Below are 15,539 nucleotides of genomic sequence, written 5' to 3'. Positions count from 1 at the left end.
GATCCCGGCGTTGACCACCGCGTTGTCGAAGGACAGCGAGATCTCGAGGATGGACAGGATCGCTACGACACCGAACGCGGTCCACCCTCCGTAGAGGACCGCTGCGACCAGGCCGAGCGCGGTGACCGCGAACGACCACCCGAAGGTTTTGAGGATCACCGGTCAGCTCACCGGCCCGTGGGGGAGGAGGGCGATGCCGTCGTCGTCGGCGTGCAGGATGTCGCCGGGGCGGAAGGTGACGCCGCCGAAGGTGACGGGCACGTCGAGGCTTCCTGCGGCGTCCTTGGCGCTCTTGCGGGGGATGGTGCCCAGCGCCTTGATGCCGAGGCGGAGACCGGCCAGGGTCGCGCTGTCGCGGACGGCGCCGTGCAGGACGAGCCCGGCCCAGCCGTTGTCCTGGGCGGCGCCGGCGATGAGGTCGCCGACCAGGGCGGTGCGCAGGGAGCCGCCGCCGTCGACGACGAGGACGGCGCCGTCGCCGGGGGTGCGCAGGAGGTCCCGCAGGAGGCCGTTGTCCTCGTGGCAGGAGACGGTGCGGACGGGGCCGGCGAAGCCGCGGTGGGCTCCGTACTGGCCGAACTGGAGGTCGCAGACGCGCAGGTCGGTGCCGTATCGGTCGACGAGGTCGGCGGTGGGGACGGGGGTGACTGTCATGGGGCTCCTTCTTCGCTGGGTGACTGCCGCGCTCGCGGCTCATCCGGCCGTCAGGGGGATGGGGGTGCGAGCGCGGCAGCCTGTTCGGGGGTGAGCGGACGGGTGGCGTGTCCGCGCAGGAGGAGGTGGAGTTTGGCGGTCTGCTCCAGTTCCTCGATCGCGTCGGCGGCCTGTTCCAGTGAGGTGCCGGCGACGACGGGCCCGTGGTTGGCGAGGAGGACGGCGTGGTGGGAGCGGGCGGTCCACTCGGCCAGCGGTTCCAGCGAGTTGTCGCCGGGGGCGTGGTAGGGAAGCAGGGGGAGGGTGCCGACCCGCATGGCGTAGTAGGCGGTGAGGGGCGGCAGCACGTTCGCGCTGTCCACATCGCGCAGGCACGAGACGGCGGCGGCGTGGGTGGAGTGCAGGTGCACGACCGCGTGGGCGCCGGGCCTGGCCCGGTAGAAGGCGGCGTGCAGGAACGCCTCCTTCGTCGGACGGGGACCCTCCAGGTGCGCGCCGTTCAGGTCGGTGCGGGACAGCTCATCCTCCTCGACGGTGCCGAGGCTGGAGCCGGTGGGAGTGAGCAGCAGGCTGCCGTCGGCCAGGCGGACGGAGAGGTTTCCGGTGGATCCGTGGGTCAGGCCGCGGGTGAAGAGGGAGCGGGCGGTACGGACGAGGAGGGAACGGGCGGTCGGCTCGTCGGCGTAGGCGGTCACCCGGGCTCCTCGGTGGCTGTGTGCAGGGCGCGGGTGAACAGGTCGGGGGCGCCGAAGTTGCCGGACTTGAGCATGAGGGCGAGGTCGCCGTGTTCGGTGGTGGCGTATGTCCAGGGCACGCCGGGGTCGGCTTCCTCGCCGACGAGGACGGCGCGGATACCGAGGGCGGTGGTGACGGCGCCCGAGGTCTCCCCGCCGGCGACGAGCAGGCGTCGCACGCCGCGTTCGGCGAGGCGGGAGGCGAGGGTGCCGAGCAGTTCCTCGACTTGGGCTGCTGCTTCGGCGACGCCCAACTGGGCTTGCACGGCGGCGAGTTCCTCGGGTGAGGCGGAGGCGTAGATCAGCACGGGCAGGACCGGGTCCTGTTCGTCGTACCAGGCCAGCGCCTCACCCGTGACGTCGCGGCCGGTGGCGGCGGCGAGGACGTCGAGGTGGAGGGCGGGCAGGCCGGCGGCGTAGAACTGGGCGATCTGCTCGAGTGTGCGGGCTGAGCAGCTGCCTGCCAGGACGGCGGCCCGGCCTTGGCCGGGCCAGGGTTCGGCGGTGGCCGGACCGGCGGCGGGGTAGGCGTGCCCGAGGCCCTCGGCCAGTCCGGCGGCGCCGGCGACGACCGGCAGTTCGAGGGTGGCGGCACCGAGTACGGCGAGGTCGTCGTCGGTCAGGGCGTCGGCGATGACGTGCCGGACGCCGGCCTGCTGGTGGGCGCTCAGGGCGTCGCGCACGGCCTCGGTGCCGCGGCGCACGGTGGTCCAGTCGATCAGGCCCACCCGGTGGCGGGTCTGCGCGGACAGCAGGCGCACCAGGGCGGAGTCCGTCATGGGGTTGAGGGGGTGGTGGCGCAGCGGGGAGTCGGACAGCAGCTGGTCGTGGACGAAGAGGTGCCCCTGGTAGACGGTGCGGCCGTTGGGCGGGGAGGCCGGGCAGTGCAGGGTGACCGTGGCGCCGGCGGCGTGCAGGAGGGCGTCGGCGACCGGGCCGATGTTGCCGTGCGGGGTGGAGTCGAAGGTGGAGCAGTACTTGAAGTAGATCTGGGCTGCTCCCTCGGACCACAGCCAGCGCTGGGCGGCCAGTGAGCCGGTGACCGCCTCGTCGGCGGGCGTGGAGCGGGACTTGAGGGCGATGACGGCGGCGTCGCAGTCCGCCGGGAGCACGGTGGTGTCGTCCGGGGTACCGAAGACCAGGGCGGTGCGCAGGCCCGCGCGCCGGAAGGCGGCGGCGACGTCGGTGCCGCCGGTGAAGTCGTCGGCTATGCAGCCGATGCGCAGGGTCATGGTCGGGGGTCTCTCCTCGGGCGTGCGGATGTACGGGAGGCGGACCGGGGCGGGCGGCCTAGGCACCCGCCCCGGAGCGGGCGGCTCAGCTCCGGCCGGCGCCGATGGCCTTGACGACGGCGGCGGTGAACTCCGTGGTGGAGGCGGAGCCGCCGAGGTCGCGGGTGGAGGTGCCGGCGGCGATGGCGTCGGCCACGCCCTTCTCGATGGTCTTCGCGACGGTGGCGAGCCTGTCGTCGCCGTGCTTGGCGGCGAGCCACTCGAACAGCATGGCGCCGGAGAGGATCATGGCGACCGGGTTGGCGACGTTCTGCCCGGCGATGTCGGGGGCCGAGCCGTGAGAGGCCTGGGCCATGGCGGCGGTGGCGGAGGAGTTGATGGACGGGGCGGTGCCCAGCGAGCCGGAGATCTCCCCGGCCAGGTCGGAGAGGATGTCGCCGAACATGTTCTCGGTGACGATGACGTCGAAGTCCTGGGCGCGGCGCACCAGGTGGACGGTCATGGCGTCGATGTGGAAGTCGTCCACCGCCACGTCCGGGTAGTCCTTGGCGACTTCCTGGCACACGGTGCGGAACAGGCCGGTGGTGAGCTTGAGGACGTTGGCCTTGTGGACGATGGTGAGCTTCTTGCGGCGCGAGCGGGCCAGGTCGAAGGCGACGCGGGCGACGCGCTCGGTGGCCTCGCGGGTGATGATGCCCAGCATGATCGCCGTGTCGGGGGTGGGCATGAACTCGCCGGTGCCGGCGTAGGTGTTGCGGTCGGCGTAGAAGCCCTCGGTGTTCTCGCGGACGATGACGAGGTCGGCGTTGCCGCAGATCGCCTTCGCGCCGGGGAAGGACTTGGCGGGGCGGATGTTGGCGAAGAGCTGGAAGTGCTTGCGCAGGGTGCCCGAGGGGTTGAGGGCGGACTTGTGCGGCTCGGGGTAGCTGACGGAGTCGTGCGGGCCGAGGTACCAGCCGTCCAGCGCGGCGAGCGCGTCCTTGGTCTCCTCGGGGACGGGGGTGGCGTGGGTCTCGATGGCGGAGGCGCCGAGCGGCAGGGTCACCCAGTCGATCGAGACGCCGGCGGCCTGCGCGGCGGCGGTGGCGATCTCGACGGAGGAGGGGACGATCTCGGGGCCGATGCCGTCGCCCTCGAGGACGCCGAGGCGGTAGGTCTTGCTGCTCATGGTGCGGGTTCCTCTCAGAACAGTGGGGTGGGGGAGGGGGGTCAGGACAGGACGGCTGCCGCGTCGGCGAGGGCGGTCCAGGAGCGGGCGGCGGCCTTGGTGCTGTCGCCGTCCTGGGAGTGCTCCAGCGTCAGCCAGCCGGTGAAGCCGCCGGTGCGCAGGGTGGTGAGCAGGGCGGGCAGCCGGGGATCTCCGACGGTCAGGGGGCCGCGGGTCGAGTCGGCGGCGAGCTGGAGGCAGCCGGTGACCCGGGCGTGGTCGGTGACGGCCCCTACCGTCTCGACGCCTTCGGCGTCGAGGTGATGGGTGTCCAGCACCAGCCCGGCCGGGGCATCGAACGAATCGATGAAGGCGAGGGCTTCGGCCGGGGTGTGCCACAGCGAGGTGGTGGCGCGCGACTGCGGCTCCAGCAGCAGTCGGCTGCCGCACGCGGCGGCCTCCTTGGCCAGTTGCTTCACCGTGCGCTCGGCCCATACCTGCTGCATGTCCTCCAGACCGGGCAGGAAGGTGCCGCGGGTCTGGCCGAGGGTGACCGGAACCCCCAGCTCTCCGGCGAGGCGGGCCGCGCCGAGCAGCCGGGACAGGGCGTGCCGGCGGACATCGGACGACGGGTCGGTCAGCGTCAGCCGGTCCTGCGCGGCGACCGGTCCGGTGCCGATGCCCAGGACCTTCAGGCCGGCGGCCTCGACGGTCCTGGCCAGCGTCTCGGCGTCGTGTGCGCCGGTCTCGCGGACCTGTACCTCTACCCCGTCGTAGCCGAGTTCGGCCAGGTCACGGACGGCTTCGGCGAGCGGGGCGGAGTGGCCGAGCGGCATGGGGGAGACGCAGTCGGTGCCGGAGACGGTGTAGGCCAGCGGCCAGGGCAGGCCCGCGGTCACGGCGCGGCCGCCGCTGTCCCGGCCGGGGTGAGCAGGCCGCGCAGTTCACGGGCGGCCGCGCCGGCGCCGTCCAGGACCGGTACACCGAGCAGAGCCGCCAGGGCGTCGCGGGCCGGGGTGAGCGAGTACTGCGCCAGGAGCACTGCGTCGGCGTCGGTGCCACCGGCCGTGCGCAGGGCGTCCGCCAAGTGCCCGGCCGCCTCCTTGGGGTCGGCTCCGGCGGCCTTCTCGCTCAGGGCGGTCACGACGTCGACCGGCCGGTCCGGGCGCATGGCTGGGACGAGCGCTTCGAGCTGGGCCACGGCAGCCGGTACGGCCGGCGGGGCGGAGGCGACGACGGCGATTCGCCGGTACGGGCCGGCCAGGGCGGTCTTGAACATCGACTCGTCCGATTTCAGCACCGGCACGTCCCACAGCATGCGGGCGGTGTCCACCACCTCTCCGTAGGAGGAGCAGGTCAGCAGCAGGCCCCGGGCGCCGCCGTCCATGACGTGGGCGATCAGCCGGAGCATGCGCCGGCGCAGTGCGTCGGTGAGACCGCCGGCCTCGGCGGCGTCCTCCAGCAGGCGGTCGTCCAGCACGTTCCAGACCGTGGCCTGCGGGAACTCCTGGGCGAACGCGTCCTGGGCGATGCGGTGAGCGGCCGGCACGGCGTGGATCATGGCGACCAGGGGAGGGGATTCGATCACCGGGGTTCTTACCTCTTCCGGTAGGCGGGGACCGGCAAGGGTCCCGACCGGGGCCTGCCTGTAGCCGTTGCGGAGCGTGTTTCCTGACGGCGGGAAGCGCGGGCCCGAGATGGGGGGCGGCAGGGGTGGTGTCGTGATGCCGCGCCGCAACTGTAGGCCGAACCGGTTAACCGGTCAACCGGTTGTGTCTATGGGTGGGCCGCGAGGTGCCGGTTCCTGTCCGGCCCCTCGCGCCGACCGCTATCCCTCGCGCTGTTCGAGCGCCTGCATCAGGCGCCGGGACGCGCCGTCCATGTGCCGGGCCATCGCGGAACGGGCGGCCTGGGCATCGCCGCTCGCGACCGCCTCGAAGATCGGGACGTGGTCGTCGTAGGCCACCTTGCGGGAGCGGACCGCCCCCGTGCGCTCCACCCAGCCGCGCTGGATCATCGCCCGCATGCCCTTGAGCATGTCCCGCAGCACCGTGTTGCCGGCCAGCTCGCCGAGGGCGGCGTGGAAGGCGGTGTCCGCCTCCGGGAACTCCTCGTCCGGGCACTCGCGCATCGCCGCCAGCCGGGTCCGCAGCAGTTCGACGCCCGCCTCGTCGCGCGCCTGCGCCGCCAGTCCGGCAACGATCACCTCCAGCTCCGCACGGGCCTGGACCATGTCCCGCGCGCCCCGCTCGCCGAGCACCAGCCCCAGTTCGAAGAGCCGGTAGAGCACGTCGGAGTCGGTGCCGCGGAAGTACGTGCCGCTGGACTGGCGGATCTCCAGCAGGCCGAGGAAGCCCAGCGACTTGATCGCCTCGCGCACGGTGGGCCGGTTGACCCCGAGCATCTCGGTCAGCTGCCGCTCCGACGGGATGCGGTCGCCGGGCTGCACCTCGCCGGACATCAGGTAGTCGATCAGTCGGCGGGAGACCTCGGCGGCCAGTGGCTCACGCGGCTCGACCGTGATCCTGGCGAGTTCGGCCATCGAATTCCTCACTTCGGTATTGACGCGATGGCCGGATTCTAGTTACCTACCGGCAATCCGGTAAACCGGTTGTCCGGAAGTGGGCGGGGTCAAGCCACCCGCCCTTCCCGTGCCGGCCGCCGCCGGATGCCCCAGCCATGCCAGGCGCACCCTGTCTTCCCCCACCGGGCCTTCCCCCCTCACCCCGGCCGTGCGCCCGCCGAGCCGCCGTACAGGAGCCGCACGTACCATGACCGACCCGACGCACCAGCCGAGTACGGCCGTGAGTGCGCTGCCGGTCGCCCCCCGAACCGACACGCACTGACCTTCCGCGCCTAACGTGCCGCTGCCCGACCGGCGGCCCTCAGTCCTGCCCCCAGGAGCAAGGAGCAACGATGCTCGCCGTCCTCGGCTTCGTCACCCTGGGCAGCTTCATGCTGCTCGTGATGCGGAAGTACCTCTCCGCGTTCACCGCCATCATGCTCACCCCCATCGCCGCCGCCGTCATCGCGGGCAAGGGGAGCAAACTCGGCGACATGATCATGAACGGTCTGGAGACCGTCGCGCCCACCGCGGCGCTGCTGCTGTTCGCCGTCCTCTACTTCGGCCTGATGATGGAGTGCAAGCTCTTCGAGCCCATAGTCCAGGCCATCGTCCGCGCCTCCAAAGGCGACCCGGTGCGCATCGTGGTCGGCACCGCCGTGCTCTCCCTCGTGGTCGCACTCGACGGCGACGGCACCACCAGCTACATGATCGTCTGCTCGGCGTTCCTGCCCATCTACCGGCGCCTGGGCATCAACCCCCTCATCCTCGCCACACTGGCGGCCATGGCGCTGGGCACCATCTCCGGCACCACCCCCTGGGGCGGAGCGGCCACCCGTGGCATCAGCGTCCTGCACCTGAGCGCCACCGAGTACTTCGTCCACATGATCGGCCCCATGGCCCTGACCAGCCTGGCCATCGTCGCCGTCGCCTACTGGCTCGGCCTGCGCGAACGCAGCAAGCTCGACCCCGAAAAGCTCGCCGCCTACAAGCTGGAGATCGCCTCCGGTGAGGCGTTCGAGCCGGTCAAGGCCGACTGGCGCATGTGGTTCAACGCCGCCCTCACCCTGCTGCTGATGGTGCTGCTCATCGCCGAGGTCGCCGACCTGCTGGTGCTGTTCATGGTGGCGTTCGTCATCGCCCTGCTCGTCAACATCCGTGCCATCGGCGACCAGCAGGACCTCATCAAGCGCCAGGCAGCCAACGCCGTGCCCGTGATGATCCTCGTCCTGGCCGCCGGCGTCTTCACCGGCATCATGACCGACTCCGGCATGATCAAGGCCATGGCCGACGCGGCCCTCGCCGTCGTCCCCGACGGCTGGGGCAACATCATCCCGCTGTTCACCGCGATCCTCGCCCTGCCTCTCGGCTTCTTCATGTCCAACGACGCCTACTGGTTCGGCGTGGTCCCCGTCCTCGCCGAATCCGCCGCCCACTACGGCATCCCCGCCAACGAGATCGCCCGGGCCGGCGCCATCGGCCAGATCCTGCACATGATGGGCCCCACCAGCGCGCCCCTGTGGGTCCTCCTCGGCCTGGTCAAGGCGGAACTCGGCGACTTCCAAAAGCACGCCCTGCGCTGGGGCGTCCTCGTCTCCCTCGCCTACATCGCCTTCGCCGTCGTCACCGGAGCCATCAGCCTCACCTGAGCCGACGCGACATCCCGCCGGTTACCTCGCGTCCGGCGAGCCGCCGCCACCATGTGCGGTCGGCACAACCCCGGACAGCCCCCGTCCCTCCCCACGACATCGTCAGCGATCCGAGCACCGCCGAGATCCGCCGACCGTCGAGCACAACCGGAGACAACGCCTGATGATCGTTTCCACCGACCCGGCCACCGGCACCGAACTCGCCCGCTACCGCGCCCAGTCGCCCCAGGAGGTCGACGACATCCTCGACGCGGCAGCCTCGGCGCAGACCACCTGGCGCCGGCGCGACGTCACCGACCGCGTGCACCTGCTGCGACAGATGGCCCGCGTCCTGCGCGAGGGCAAGACCGGCTACGCGGCGCTCATCACCGCGGAAATGGGCAAGCCGACCACCGAGGCACGCGCCGAGATCGAGAAATGCGCAATGACCTGCGAGTACTACGCCCAGCATGCACCCGGGCAGCTCGCCGACCGGCTCGTGGCCTCCGACGCCGCCGAGAGCGCCGTCGTCTACGACCCGCTGGGCGTGGTCCTCGCCGTGATGCCGTGGAACTACCCCTTCTGGCAGTTCTTCCGCTTCGCCGCCCCCGCCCTCGCAGCCGGCAACGGGACCCTGCTCAAGCACGCCAACAACGTCCCGCAGTGCGCCCTCGCCGTCGAAGAGGTCCTCCGCAAGGCCGGCGCCCCCGAGGGCCTGTGCCGCACCCTGCTCATCGAGGTCGACCAAGTCGCCAAGATCATCGCAGATCCCCGTGTCGCCGCCGTCACCCTCACCGGTTCCACCGAGGTCGGCGCGATCGTCGCCGCCCAGGCCGCCGCCGTACTGAAGAAGCAGGTCCTCGAACTCGGCGGTTCCGACCCCTTCATCGTCCTCGCCGACGCCGACCCCAAGGCCGCAGCCGCCACCGCCGTCAAGGCCCGATACATCAACGCCGGCCAGTCCTGCGTCAACGCCAAGCGCTTCATCGTCGAAGAGGCCGTGGCCGACGCGTTCGTGGCGGCCTTCACAGCCGCCGCCGCAGAACTGAAAGTCGGTGACCCGACCGACCCCGAGACCTCGATCGGCCCGATGGCCCGCGCGACCCTACGCGACACCCTGCACCACCAGGTCCGCCGCACCATAGACGCCGGCGCCCGCCTCATCCTCGGCGGCCAGGTCCCCGACGGCCCGGGCTGCTACTACCCGCCCACCGTCCTCGACCACGTGCGCCCCGGCATGGCTGCCTTCGACGAGGAGACCTTCGGCCCTGTCGCGGCCATCACCCGCGTCGCCGACGCCGACCAGGCGATCACCCTGGCGAACCGGACCGAGTACGGCCTCGGCGCCGCCCTGTGGACGAGTGACCTCGACCGGGCCCGCAGGCTCACCCGCCTCCTCGACGCCGGCGCCGTCTTCGTCAACGGCATGGTCGCCTCCGACCCCTGCCTGCCCTTCGGTGGAATCAAGAAGTCCGGTTACGGCCGTGAACTCGGCGCCGAGGGCATCCGGGAGTTCGTCAGCACCAAGACCGTCTGGATCGGTCCGGCCACCTAAACCACCCCACTCGGAGACACCATGCACCACCACTCAACCGACGAGCCCTGCTTCACCTACTTCCCGCCTGCAGTGCTGCGCCCGACCGAACTGCCCGCCTACAGCCGCGGAGGCGGCGCCCGTACCATCCCCCTGGTCACCAGGACGGCCGGCGCCGAAATCTTCCTCACCGGCCAGACGCTCTTCGACGGAGGAGCGGGCATCGCCCTGCACACCCACAACTGCCCGGAGAGCGTGACCATCCTCGAAGGCGACGCCATCGTGGAGATCGATGGCACCGAACACCACGTCACGCGCTTCGACACCACCTACGTCCCCGCAGGCGTGCCCCACCGGTTCCGCAACGCCTCCGCCACCGAGCCCATGCGCATCCTGTGGATCTACGCCTCCGTCGACGCCACTCGCACCCTCGTGGAGACGGGCATCACCGCACGGGTCGACGCCGAGCACGACAAGGCGGCCCGGAGCAACAGCTGACTCCAGGCCAGAACAACGGCTGACACCAGGAAGGAAGCCCCCGTGATCACCGAGATCGCCCAGACCGAGATCCACCCGGGACAGGAGAAGGAGTTCGAAGAGGCCGTCGCGAAGGCTCTTGCCTTGACGGTCACCGCTGACAATCAAATGCGAATGCAGGCCGGTGGGAATCGGGGTAGCTGACCAGGTCTTCACCTCGGGGCCCCGCGGACAGCGGCATCGGTGCCGTAAGGCCACGGAAGCCGTCTTCGGCTGCTCATCGTCGCTTTCCCCCGGCCGCCGTGAGGCCGCGGTTGCGGCGGACGCAGGACCAGAAGCAGGCGCCGATGAGGACGACTCCGATGAGGCCGGTGAGGATCTCGTACTGGATGGTGACCCGCAGGATCACCCTGTCCGGCCCCTCTGCTGGTTCCGGGCTGAGGCGGATGCGCGCTCTCCCCACGCGAACTCGAGGTCGGCGCGTTACCGGCCGTGCGAGGCGGGCCTGCTGCCCGGCCCGTACGCGTGCAGCAGCTCCTCCAGGCGTGCGCGGTGCTGCTCCACGAAAGCCTCCAGGCGCTCGATGCACCCCTGGCGTTCCTCGGTGCGCACCGCGCTCAGCGCGACGTCCAGGAACGCCCCGTCCGGCCAGTGCTGCTCGCCCGGTGCGGCCAAGGGCCCACCGGAAGCGTTCCGCGGCCGCCAGGACGTCCTTCGCGTCCAGTGTCAGAGCCGGGGCCCGGGTCCTCCACCGAAGCCTTCTGCGGGGCGGGGGAGGCGGGCTGCTGGAGGTGGGCGACCAACGCGCGCTGGAGGCGGCGCGGCCGCGTCCGGTGGCGGCGGTGGCGTCGGCGAAGCGCAGCAGGAAGGTGGCGACGCCGCGGACTCCTGCGTGCCAGCCGTCCCGGAAGTGCTGCTCGGATCCGTGCGGGGCGCTGCTCTCGGAGATCCAGGTGTGGGCGCCGCCACCGCCCCAGCCTCCAGCTTCGACACGAGCCGTCGGCCTGCTCGTGTCCGATTCCGCGGCGGCCAGGGCCTGGAACACGGTGAACCGCGCCTCGGTGGCCTCGTGCTGGTGGTGGCTGATGCGGGCCGGCTCCCGGCCGTACGCGTCGCGTCGTGCTGCTCGGTACTCACGCGGTGCCTCCCCTGTCTGCCCGGGTGTGGTGGGCGACCCATTCCGGATCGCGTACGGGCTTCGGCGCTGGCGCCTGGGTGGCTGGGGTGCGCATGATGCGCCAGATGGTGTGCGGCGCGGTGACGACGTGGACCAGGTGTCGACGACGGCCTGCCGCACGGCGTCGTCGTCCCGGGTCAGGCCGGGGCGGCCTGCTTCGCCAGCGCAGCGAGCGGGGAGCGACGGCCTTTCTTCACCGCGCACAGCTGCTCCCAGTCGATCGCGTCGACGCACGCCGTGGTGTAGAGCGCGACGTCGACCCCGGGAAGCCGTAGGCCTGAGGCCCTTCTGGCGCGGCTGCCTAGTCGCCCAGGCGACGCCACGGACGCAGCCGTCCGAGCAGATAGCCGGCCGCGAGCGCGACGACCGCGGTGACGGCGACGTCTGTCACGTCCATCGCATCCCGATCGCGGACAGCAGCTCCACCCGCTCCGGAGACAGCGTCGCGGCCCGGCTGCGCTGATTCCCGATCCATGCACCAAGGCCAAGCTCCCGAACCTCCTGCTTCTCGCCGCTGCCGCCACTCACATCGCCGCCGACGGCGATCCACTCGACGTGCTTCCTCGGCACCCGAAGGTGCCCCTCACGCTCGAAGAACTGCTTGGCAGCCTCGTAGTTCATCGCCCACTTATCGGCCTGCGTACGGCGCAGGGGCGGCTTCTCGTCCTCGGCCGCGGGCTCGATCCCAAGGACCTGCTCACACATCCACTGCTGCACGGTGCTGAGCTTGTCCCACCCGAGCCGGACCGAGCGCACCCACCGTCCGAGGTCCTCACCCTGGTGCACGACCTCGCCGGGCTCGGTCGGCAGTTCGCCGCCGGCCTCCAGGTGCAGCCGGACGAGGTGGAAGCAGCGCTGCCACTCCACCGGCCAGGCCGGGCACCATGAGGGGTCGATGTCCTCGAGCTGCTCGCGCCGTTCGTCCGACAGCGCCCCGGCCGCCGACTCCACCGGCAGGCCCCCGGCACGCCGCTGCTCGATCACCTGCGCCTTCCGAGCGGCAGCCCGCGCGTTCTTCAACCAGATGCCCACCCGGTAGCCCTGGTACGTGGCGTCCAGCGGCGCCAGGAGGTGGCCCGCCTCAGCCGCCCACCCGCGCGCCGCCGCGAGACCTTCCTCCCACGCGACGTCGAAGTGGCTCCAGACCATGCCCAGCTTCTCCAGCTGCTCGACGCGGCCCTCGTCCATGTCCCCGCGGGCGTAGAACCGCCTGGCATCGGCAATCCACTGCCCCAGCGGGAAATCGGCCAGCGCGGCCGGCCACCCCTCGCCTTCGGCCTCTTGGTCATCGCGGCCGGGCACCCGGAACGTGAACGGCACCTTCAGATCACCGTGCTCGCGGACGTAGATGACAGCCGCCTCCACCCCGCGCCTCCAGTGCTCGTGCTCCGGGTTGAGAACCCGCAGGTTGATGAACGCCGCCAGCTGCGCCGGATCCCGCGGCGTGGAGAACTTCAGCAGCTGGCGAGCGGACGTCGACGGCCCGCCGGACCCGTTGCCCTCGCCCCGGCTCTCCTGGCCCCCGCTGCGGCTCTGAACCCCCCTGACACGGCTCTGCGCCTGCTGCTCGGGGAGCTGCTCCACCACCCGGGCATCGTGCGCCCTGAGCGCCTCCAGGAGCTTCGCGAGCCCGCCGAACGCCCTGGAGGTGAGCATGTTGTCCGCCGTCTCGCCCGGCCCCAGCAGAACCGGTACGACCAGGCTGGCCACCTTCCCCCCGCCCGGCTGCATGCGCAGCGCCCGGCCGACGGCCTGGACGAGGTCGGGCATCGAGCCGCGCACGTCGGCGAAGTAGACGGAGTCGCAGTTCTTGGTGTCGACGCCCTCCCCGAGGACCTTCACCGAGCCCAGGAAGCCCTTCTCCACCACCGTGCCGTCCGTGGCGATTCCGGACGCGAACTCGCCCAACACCCGGCGCCGATGGCCCGGCTTGTGGTCGCCGCACAGCCAGTCCGCCCAGATCGTGCGGGGGTACAGCTCGGGGTCCGCAGCGTGCAGCCGCGCAGCGACATCGGGGAGACCGGCCGCGAACGCCTCGGCCTCACGCACCTGGTGGTGGAAGACGAGCGTGCGCCGGAAGTTCCCCTCCGAGGACGCCTTGAGCAGCGCGGTCTGCAGCGCGGCGAGCCGGGCCCCACGGACCTCGTCCGAGCGGCCCTCAGCACCCAGGAGCTGCGCGGCCTGGAGCTGAGTGTCGGCGATGTCCACACACACCACCTGGTAGGGGGCACAAATTCCCCGGTCGATCGCCTCCGACAAGGTCAGCGTGTACGCCCTGCTGCCGAAGGGACTGTCCGGGTCGTCTTCCATGCTCGCCACCAGCTCGCCCGGCGCGCCCTCGGAGTCCTCGTCCAGCTGCCACAGGCGGGGCGTCGCGGTCATGTACAGACGGCGCAGGGCGGGGATGCGGGTGTTGTCGTGAACAACCGCCCACGGCTTGCCAACCCGACCCGAAGTTCGGTGCGCCTCGTCGACCACGATCAGGTCCCACGCTGGGAGGCCGGCCTTGTGTGCGCGCTCCAGCGTGCCCAGTCCGAGGGAGGCGTACGTGGCGAACACGGTGACCTTGTCGAAGGGCCGCACCCAGTCGACCAGCTCCTCCACGTCCGTGGTGTTGGGGAAGGACACATCCTCGCCCCGCAGGGACGACACCCCGATCATCGGCCCCGTACGCCCGCCCTCGCGCCAGGCAGCCTCGGTCTGCGCCAGCAGGTCCAGCGAGGGCACGAGCACCAGCACTCGACCCGCCCGCAGCTCCTCCGCGCTGCGCACGGCGACGAGGGTCTTGCCCGATCCGGTTGCCATGACCACCTGAGTGCGCAGACCCCGCTCCGGCACAGTGGATCGTGCGGGCAATTCAAGTGCCCGGAGTACGGCGTCCACGGCTTCTCGCTGATGAGGACGGAGTGCTTTCACCGTCATTTCAGTCCGCCCTCTCCCGCGGCCCGTACGACAGCTCTGACACAGCGGAAAGCCATCAACCAGCCTGCAGTCACCAGTCGTTGGGCCACAACATCCCGCTGCGGCATCAGTTCCACGCCCCCGATGCGGACACAGCGCGCCACCCTTCGCGCGGCCCACACACCTCACAGCCATGGAGCCATCTGATTCCAGAGTCTATCGCAGATCAAAAATGAAGCAGGTACCTCAGAGAATCGACACGGACGTCACGGGTACTCCGCAGTCATCACTGCTCACCATCCGGGAGAGACCATGACACAGAAGACCGATAACCACCAAGGCAACCGGTTCTGCAAGGCCTGCGGCACGCCCGCCGAAGACGGGAAACTATGCAGCCGCTGCGGTGCCGTCTTGGACCTCCCGGACAGTGCAGGACTCGTCGAAGACCAAGGGGCAGCCATACGGCGTGACTTCGAAGAACGCAGCCAGCAGCAAGAGCACAGGTAAGCGAAACAGGGCGAACCCAGCCGCTGAACAGCGTGCGCGGGGGTACACGGGCCGGCATGGCATCCACGACTGATCGCATCCTGTCCCTGCGGGCCGTGCGGCAGCTGCGCCGGGTCCGCGCCTTCTACGCGGTGGGCGTCCTGGTGCGGGCGGCATTGACCGCCTGGACCGGCTGGCAGACTCCCGGAAGCCGGCAGATGTGGGTATCCGCCCTCCTCCTGGCCATCTTCACCGGCCTGCTGCTCACATCCTCCATATGGATCCAGCGTCTCCAGATCACGAGCTCGGCCGAACCCGCGCGCCACGCCGCACCAGGGCGGGCGACCCGGCCACGCCATGCGCACGCCTGACTTACCGCGGGCGTAGGGTCTGGAGCACCCGGCGTCTGCGGGAGCGATAGCCGGGCATACGGGCTCCACCCCCTTTGTGGAAGGAGCTCGTCATGCTTGGCATAGTTGCGGCAGTGCTGTTCTTCTTTGCGTTTTTGATCAATGCGGCTGATATCAGTACCAACGATGTGTTTTCTTCGACGAACGTCATGCTGCTGGGGCTGACGGCTCTTGCTTTGCATGTGGCCGGAGTCGGTGCTGGCTGGGCCCGCAGACGCTGACCTCGTGCCGGCGGCCTGCGGTGACAGACCGTCACTTCAGGCCGCCGAGCCACGGGACCCACCCCTTTTCGCAGCCAGCTGGGCCCGCACCAGCGCGCCCAACGGTCCTGGAGGCGCAGCTGGAAGGACCGTCAGGCGGGGGAGCGCAGCGGACCCGCCGGCCAGGCTGGAGCGCAGCGGAAGCCTGGTAACGGGACGGAGTCCCGCCGGTCCGGGAGCGTAGCGAACGGACCATCAACCGTGGTGCGCAGCACCACGGTTGTGCGGGTGGCGCAGCCACCCGCCAGCGCTCCCGCGGAGCGGGAGCGCAACACCCGTGCGCAGCACGGGTGTTCGCTTGCTTCGGGCGCAGCCCGAAGGGACCCGCTCCGCGGG

Annotated in this window: 16 protein-coding genes and 2 pseudogenes; 7 read left to right on the top strand and 11 right to left on the bottom strand. The window is 71.0% G+C overall.

Annotation, left to right across the window (positions count from 1 at the left end; all coding sequences use genetic code 11):
- From CHR28_RS39090 to CHR28_RS36765, 8 genes and pseudogenes are all read right to left on the bottom strand, one after another.
- Positions 1–159 (bottom strand): annotated as a pseudogene (locus CHR28_RS39090) (DUF475 domain-containing protein); the annotation flags it as partial.
- A 3-nt stretch (positions 160–162) separates the two neighbouring features.
- Positions 163–654, bottom strand: coding sequence for a ribonuclease E activity regulator RraA (gene rraA / locus CHR28_RS36795; RefSeq protein WP_094058078.1), 492 nt, complete (start codon positions 652–654; stop codon positions 163–165).
- Positions 655–704: 50 nt separating this feature from the next.
- Positions 705–1,349 (bottom strand): 3-oxo-tetronate 4-phosphate decarboxylase, encoded by a 645-nt coding sequence (gene otnC / locus CHR28_RS36790; protein WP_094058077.1) that lies wholly within the window; start codon positions 1,347–1,349, stop codon positions 705–707.
- A complete protein-coding gene (gene otnK / locus CHR28_RS36785) occupies positions 1,346–2,620 on the bottom strand; it encodes a 3-oxo-tetronate kinase (RefSeq protein ID WP_094058076.1) in 1,275 nt (424 codons plus the stop codon). The genes otnC and otnK overlap by 4 nt, the downstream gene beginning before the upstream one ends.
- 85 nt (positions 2,621–2,705) lie before the next feature.
- A complete protein-coding gene (locus tag CHR28_RS36780) occupies positions 2,706–3,788 on the bottom strand; it encodes an isocitrate/isopropylmalate dehydrogenase family protein (RefSeq protein WP_179272702.1) in 1,083 nt (360 codons plus the stop codon).
- A 41-nt stretch (positions 3,789–3,829) separates the two neighbouring features.
- Positions 3,830–4,666, bottom strand: coding sequence for a sugar phosphate isomerase/epimerase family protein (locus CHR28_RS36775; RefSeq protein ID WP_256984609.1), 837 nt, complete (start codon positions 4,664–4,666; stop codon positions 3,830–3,832).
- Positions 4,663–5,355, bottom strand: a complete 693-nt coding sequence (locus CHR28_RS36770) for an aspartate/glutamate racemase family protein (protein ID WP_094058075.1) — start codon at positions 5,353–5,355, stop codon at positions 4,663–4,665. Before CHR28_RS36770 ends, CHR28_RS36775 begins: the two co-directional genes overlap by 4 nt.
- A 240-nt stretch (positions 5,356–5,595) precedes the next feature.
- Positions 5,596–6,309, bottom strand: coding sequence for a FadR/GntR family transcriptional regulator (locus CHR28_RS36765; RefSeq protein WP_094058074.1), 714 nt, complete (start codon positions 6,307–6,309; stop codon positions 5,596–5,598).
- 374 nt (positions 6,310–6,683) lie between these two features.
- Here CHR28_RS36765 and CHR28_RS36760 point away from each other — a divergent pair, with 374 nt between their 5' ends.
- The 4 genes from CHR28_RS36760 (at position 6,684) to CHR28_RS38030 (ending at position 10,173) form a co-directional block, all read left to right on the top strand.
- Positions 6,684–7,979, top strand: a complete 1,296-nt coding sequence (locus tag CHR28_RS36760) for a CitMHS family transporter (protein ID WP_094058073.1) — start codon at positions 6,684–6,686, stop codon at positions 7,977–7,979.
- 163 nt (positions 7,980–8,142) lie between these two features.
- Positions 8,143–9,513 carry an NAD-dependent succinate-semialdehyde dehydrogenase gene (locus CHR28_RS36755; RefSeq protein WP_094058072.1) on the top strand — a complete coding sequence of 457 codons (1,371 nt, stop codon included), beginning with the start codon at positions 8,143–8,145 and terminating at the stop codon, positions 9,511–9,513.
- A 21-nt stretch (positions 9,514–9,534) separates the two neighbouring features.
- The gene (locus CHR28_RS36750) at positions 9,535–9,990 is read left to right on the top strand and encodes a cupin domain-containing protein (RefSeq protein WP_094058071.1); all 456 of its coding nucleotides are present in this window, start codon (positions 9,535–9,537) and stop codon (positions 9,988–9,990) included.
- A gap of 42 nt (positions 9,991–10,032) precedes the next feature.
- The gene (locus tag CHR28_RS38030; protein WP_218829486.1) at positions 10,033–10,173 is read left to right on the top strand and encodes a hypothetical protein; all 141 of its coding nucleotides are present in this window, start codon (positions 10,033–10,035) and stop codon (positions 10,171–10,173) included.
- Between the two features lie 73 nt (positions 10,174–10,246).
- Here CHR28_RS38030 and CHR28_RS37605 read toward each other — a convergent pair.
- From CHR28_RS37605 to CHR28_RS36735, 3 genes and pseudogenes are all read right to left on the bottom strand, one after another.
- A pseudogene (locus tag CHR28_RS37605) lies at positions 10,247–10,396 on the bottom strand (DUF475 domain-containing protein); the annotation flags it as partial.
- Between the two features lie 56 nt (positions 10,397–10,452).
- Positions 10,453–10,644 (bottom strand): hypothetical protein, encoded by a 192-nt coding sequence (locus CHR28_RS36745; RefSeq protein ID WP_094058070.1) that lies wholly within the window; start codon positions 10,642–10,644, stop codon positions 10,453–10,455.
- Between the two features lie 889 nt (positions 10,645–11,533).
- Positions 11,534–14,068: a DEAD/DEAH box helicase gene (locus tag CHR28_RS36735; RefSeq protein ID WP_094058068.1), complete on the bottom strand. Its 2,535-nt coding sequence runs from the start codon at positions 14,066–14,068 to the stop codon at positions 11,534–11,536.
- 291 nt (positions 14,069–14,359) lie between these two features.
- On the opposite strand from CHR28_RS36735, the gene CHR28_RS39080 reads away from it, so the two are divergent.
- The 3 genes from CHR28_RS39080 to CHR28_RS36720 all read left to right on the top strand — a co-directional run bounded on the left by CHR28_RS39080 (position 14,360) and on the right by CHR28_RS36720 (position 15,164).
- Entirely contained in the window at positions 14,360–14,554 is a 195-nt protein-coding gene (locus CHR28_RS39080) for a zinc ribbon domain-containing protein (RefSeq protein WP_094058067.1), read from the top strand.
- A gap of 56 nt (positions 14,555–14,610) precedes the next feature.
- Positions 14,611–14,904: a hypothetical protein gene (locus CHR28_RS36725; RefSeq protein WP_094058066.1), complete on the top strand. Its 294-nt coding sequence runs from the start codon at positions 14,611–14,613 to the stop codon at positions 14,902–14,904.
- Positions 14,905–14,996: 92 nt separating this feature from the next.
- Complete coding sequence (locus CHR28_RS36720) at positions 14,997–15,164, top strand: hypothetical protein (RefSeq protein WP_094058065.1); 168 nt, start codon at positions 14,997–14,999, stop codon at positions 15,162–15,164.
- Positions 15,165–15,539: the final 375 nt, after the last annotated feature.

Origin of the sequence: Streptomyces sp. XY006, assembly GCF_002237655.1 — a bacterium.
GTDB lineage: Bacteria > Actinomycetota > Actinomycetes > Streptomycetales > Streptomycetaceae > Streptomyces > Streptomyces levis.
The sequence above is the reverse complement of the archived record's forward strand: the minus strand, read 5'-3'. Positions and strand labels throughout refer to the sequence as shown.

What these genes read in the sequence shown, in the direction of transcription:
- rraA (WP_094058078.1), bottom strand. Translation starts at nt 654, where the DNA reads ATGACAGTCACCCCCGTCCCCACCGCCGACCTCGTCGACCGATACGGC.
- otnK (WP_094058076.1), bottom strand. Translation starts at nt 2,620, where the DNA reads ATGACCCTGCGCATCGGCTGCATAGCCGACGACTTCACCGGCGGCACC.
- CHR28_RS36780 (WP_179272702.1), bottom strand. Translation starts at nt 3,788, where the DNA reads ATGAGCAGCAAGACCTACCGCCTCGGCGTCCTCGAGGGCGACGGCATC.
- CHR28_RS36765 (WP_094058074.1), bottom strand. Translation starts at nt 6,309, where the DNA reads ATGGCCGAACTCGCCAGGATCACGGTCGAGCCGCGTGAGCCACTGGCC.
- CHR28_RS36760 (WP_094058073.1), top strand. Translation starts at nt 6,684, where the DNA reads ATGCTCGCCGTCCTCGGCTTCGTCACCCTGGGCAGCTTCATGCTGCTC.
- CHR28_RS36755 (WP_094058072.1), top strand. Translation starts at nt 8,143, where the DNA reads ATGATCGTTTCCACCGACCCGGCCACCGGCACCGAACTCGCCCGCTAC.
- CHR28_RS36750 (WP_094058071.1), top strand. Translation starts at nt 9,535, where the DNA reads ATGCACCACCACTCAACCGACGAGCCCTGCTTCACCTACTTCCCGCCT.
- CHR28_RS36735 (WP_094058068.1), bottom strand. Translation starts at nt 14,068, where the DNA reads ATGACGGTGAAAGCACTCCGTCCTCATCAGCGAGAAGCCGTGGACGCC.
- CHR28_RS39080 (WP_094058067.1), top strand. Translation starts at nt 14,360, where the DNA reads ATGACACAGAAGACCGATAACCACCAAGGCAACCGGTTCTGCAAGGCC.
- CHR28_RS36725 (WP_094058066.1), top strand. Translation starts at nt 14,611, where the DNA reads ATGGCATCCACGACTGATCGCATCCTGTCCCTGCGGGCCGTGCGGCAG.
- CHR28_RS36720 (WP_094058065.1), top strand. Translation starts at nt 14,997, where the DNA reads ATGCTTGGCATAGTTGCGGCAGTGCTGTTCTTCTTTGCGTTTTTGATC.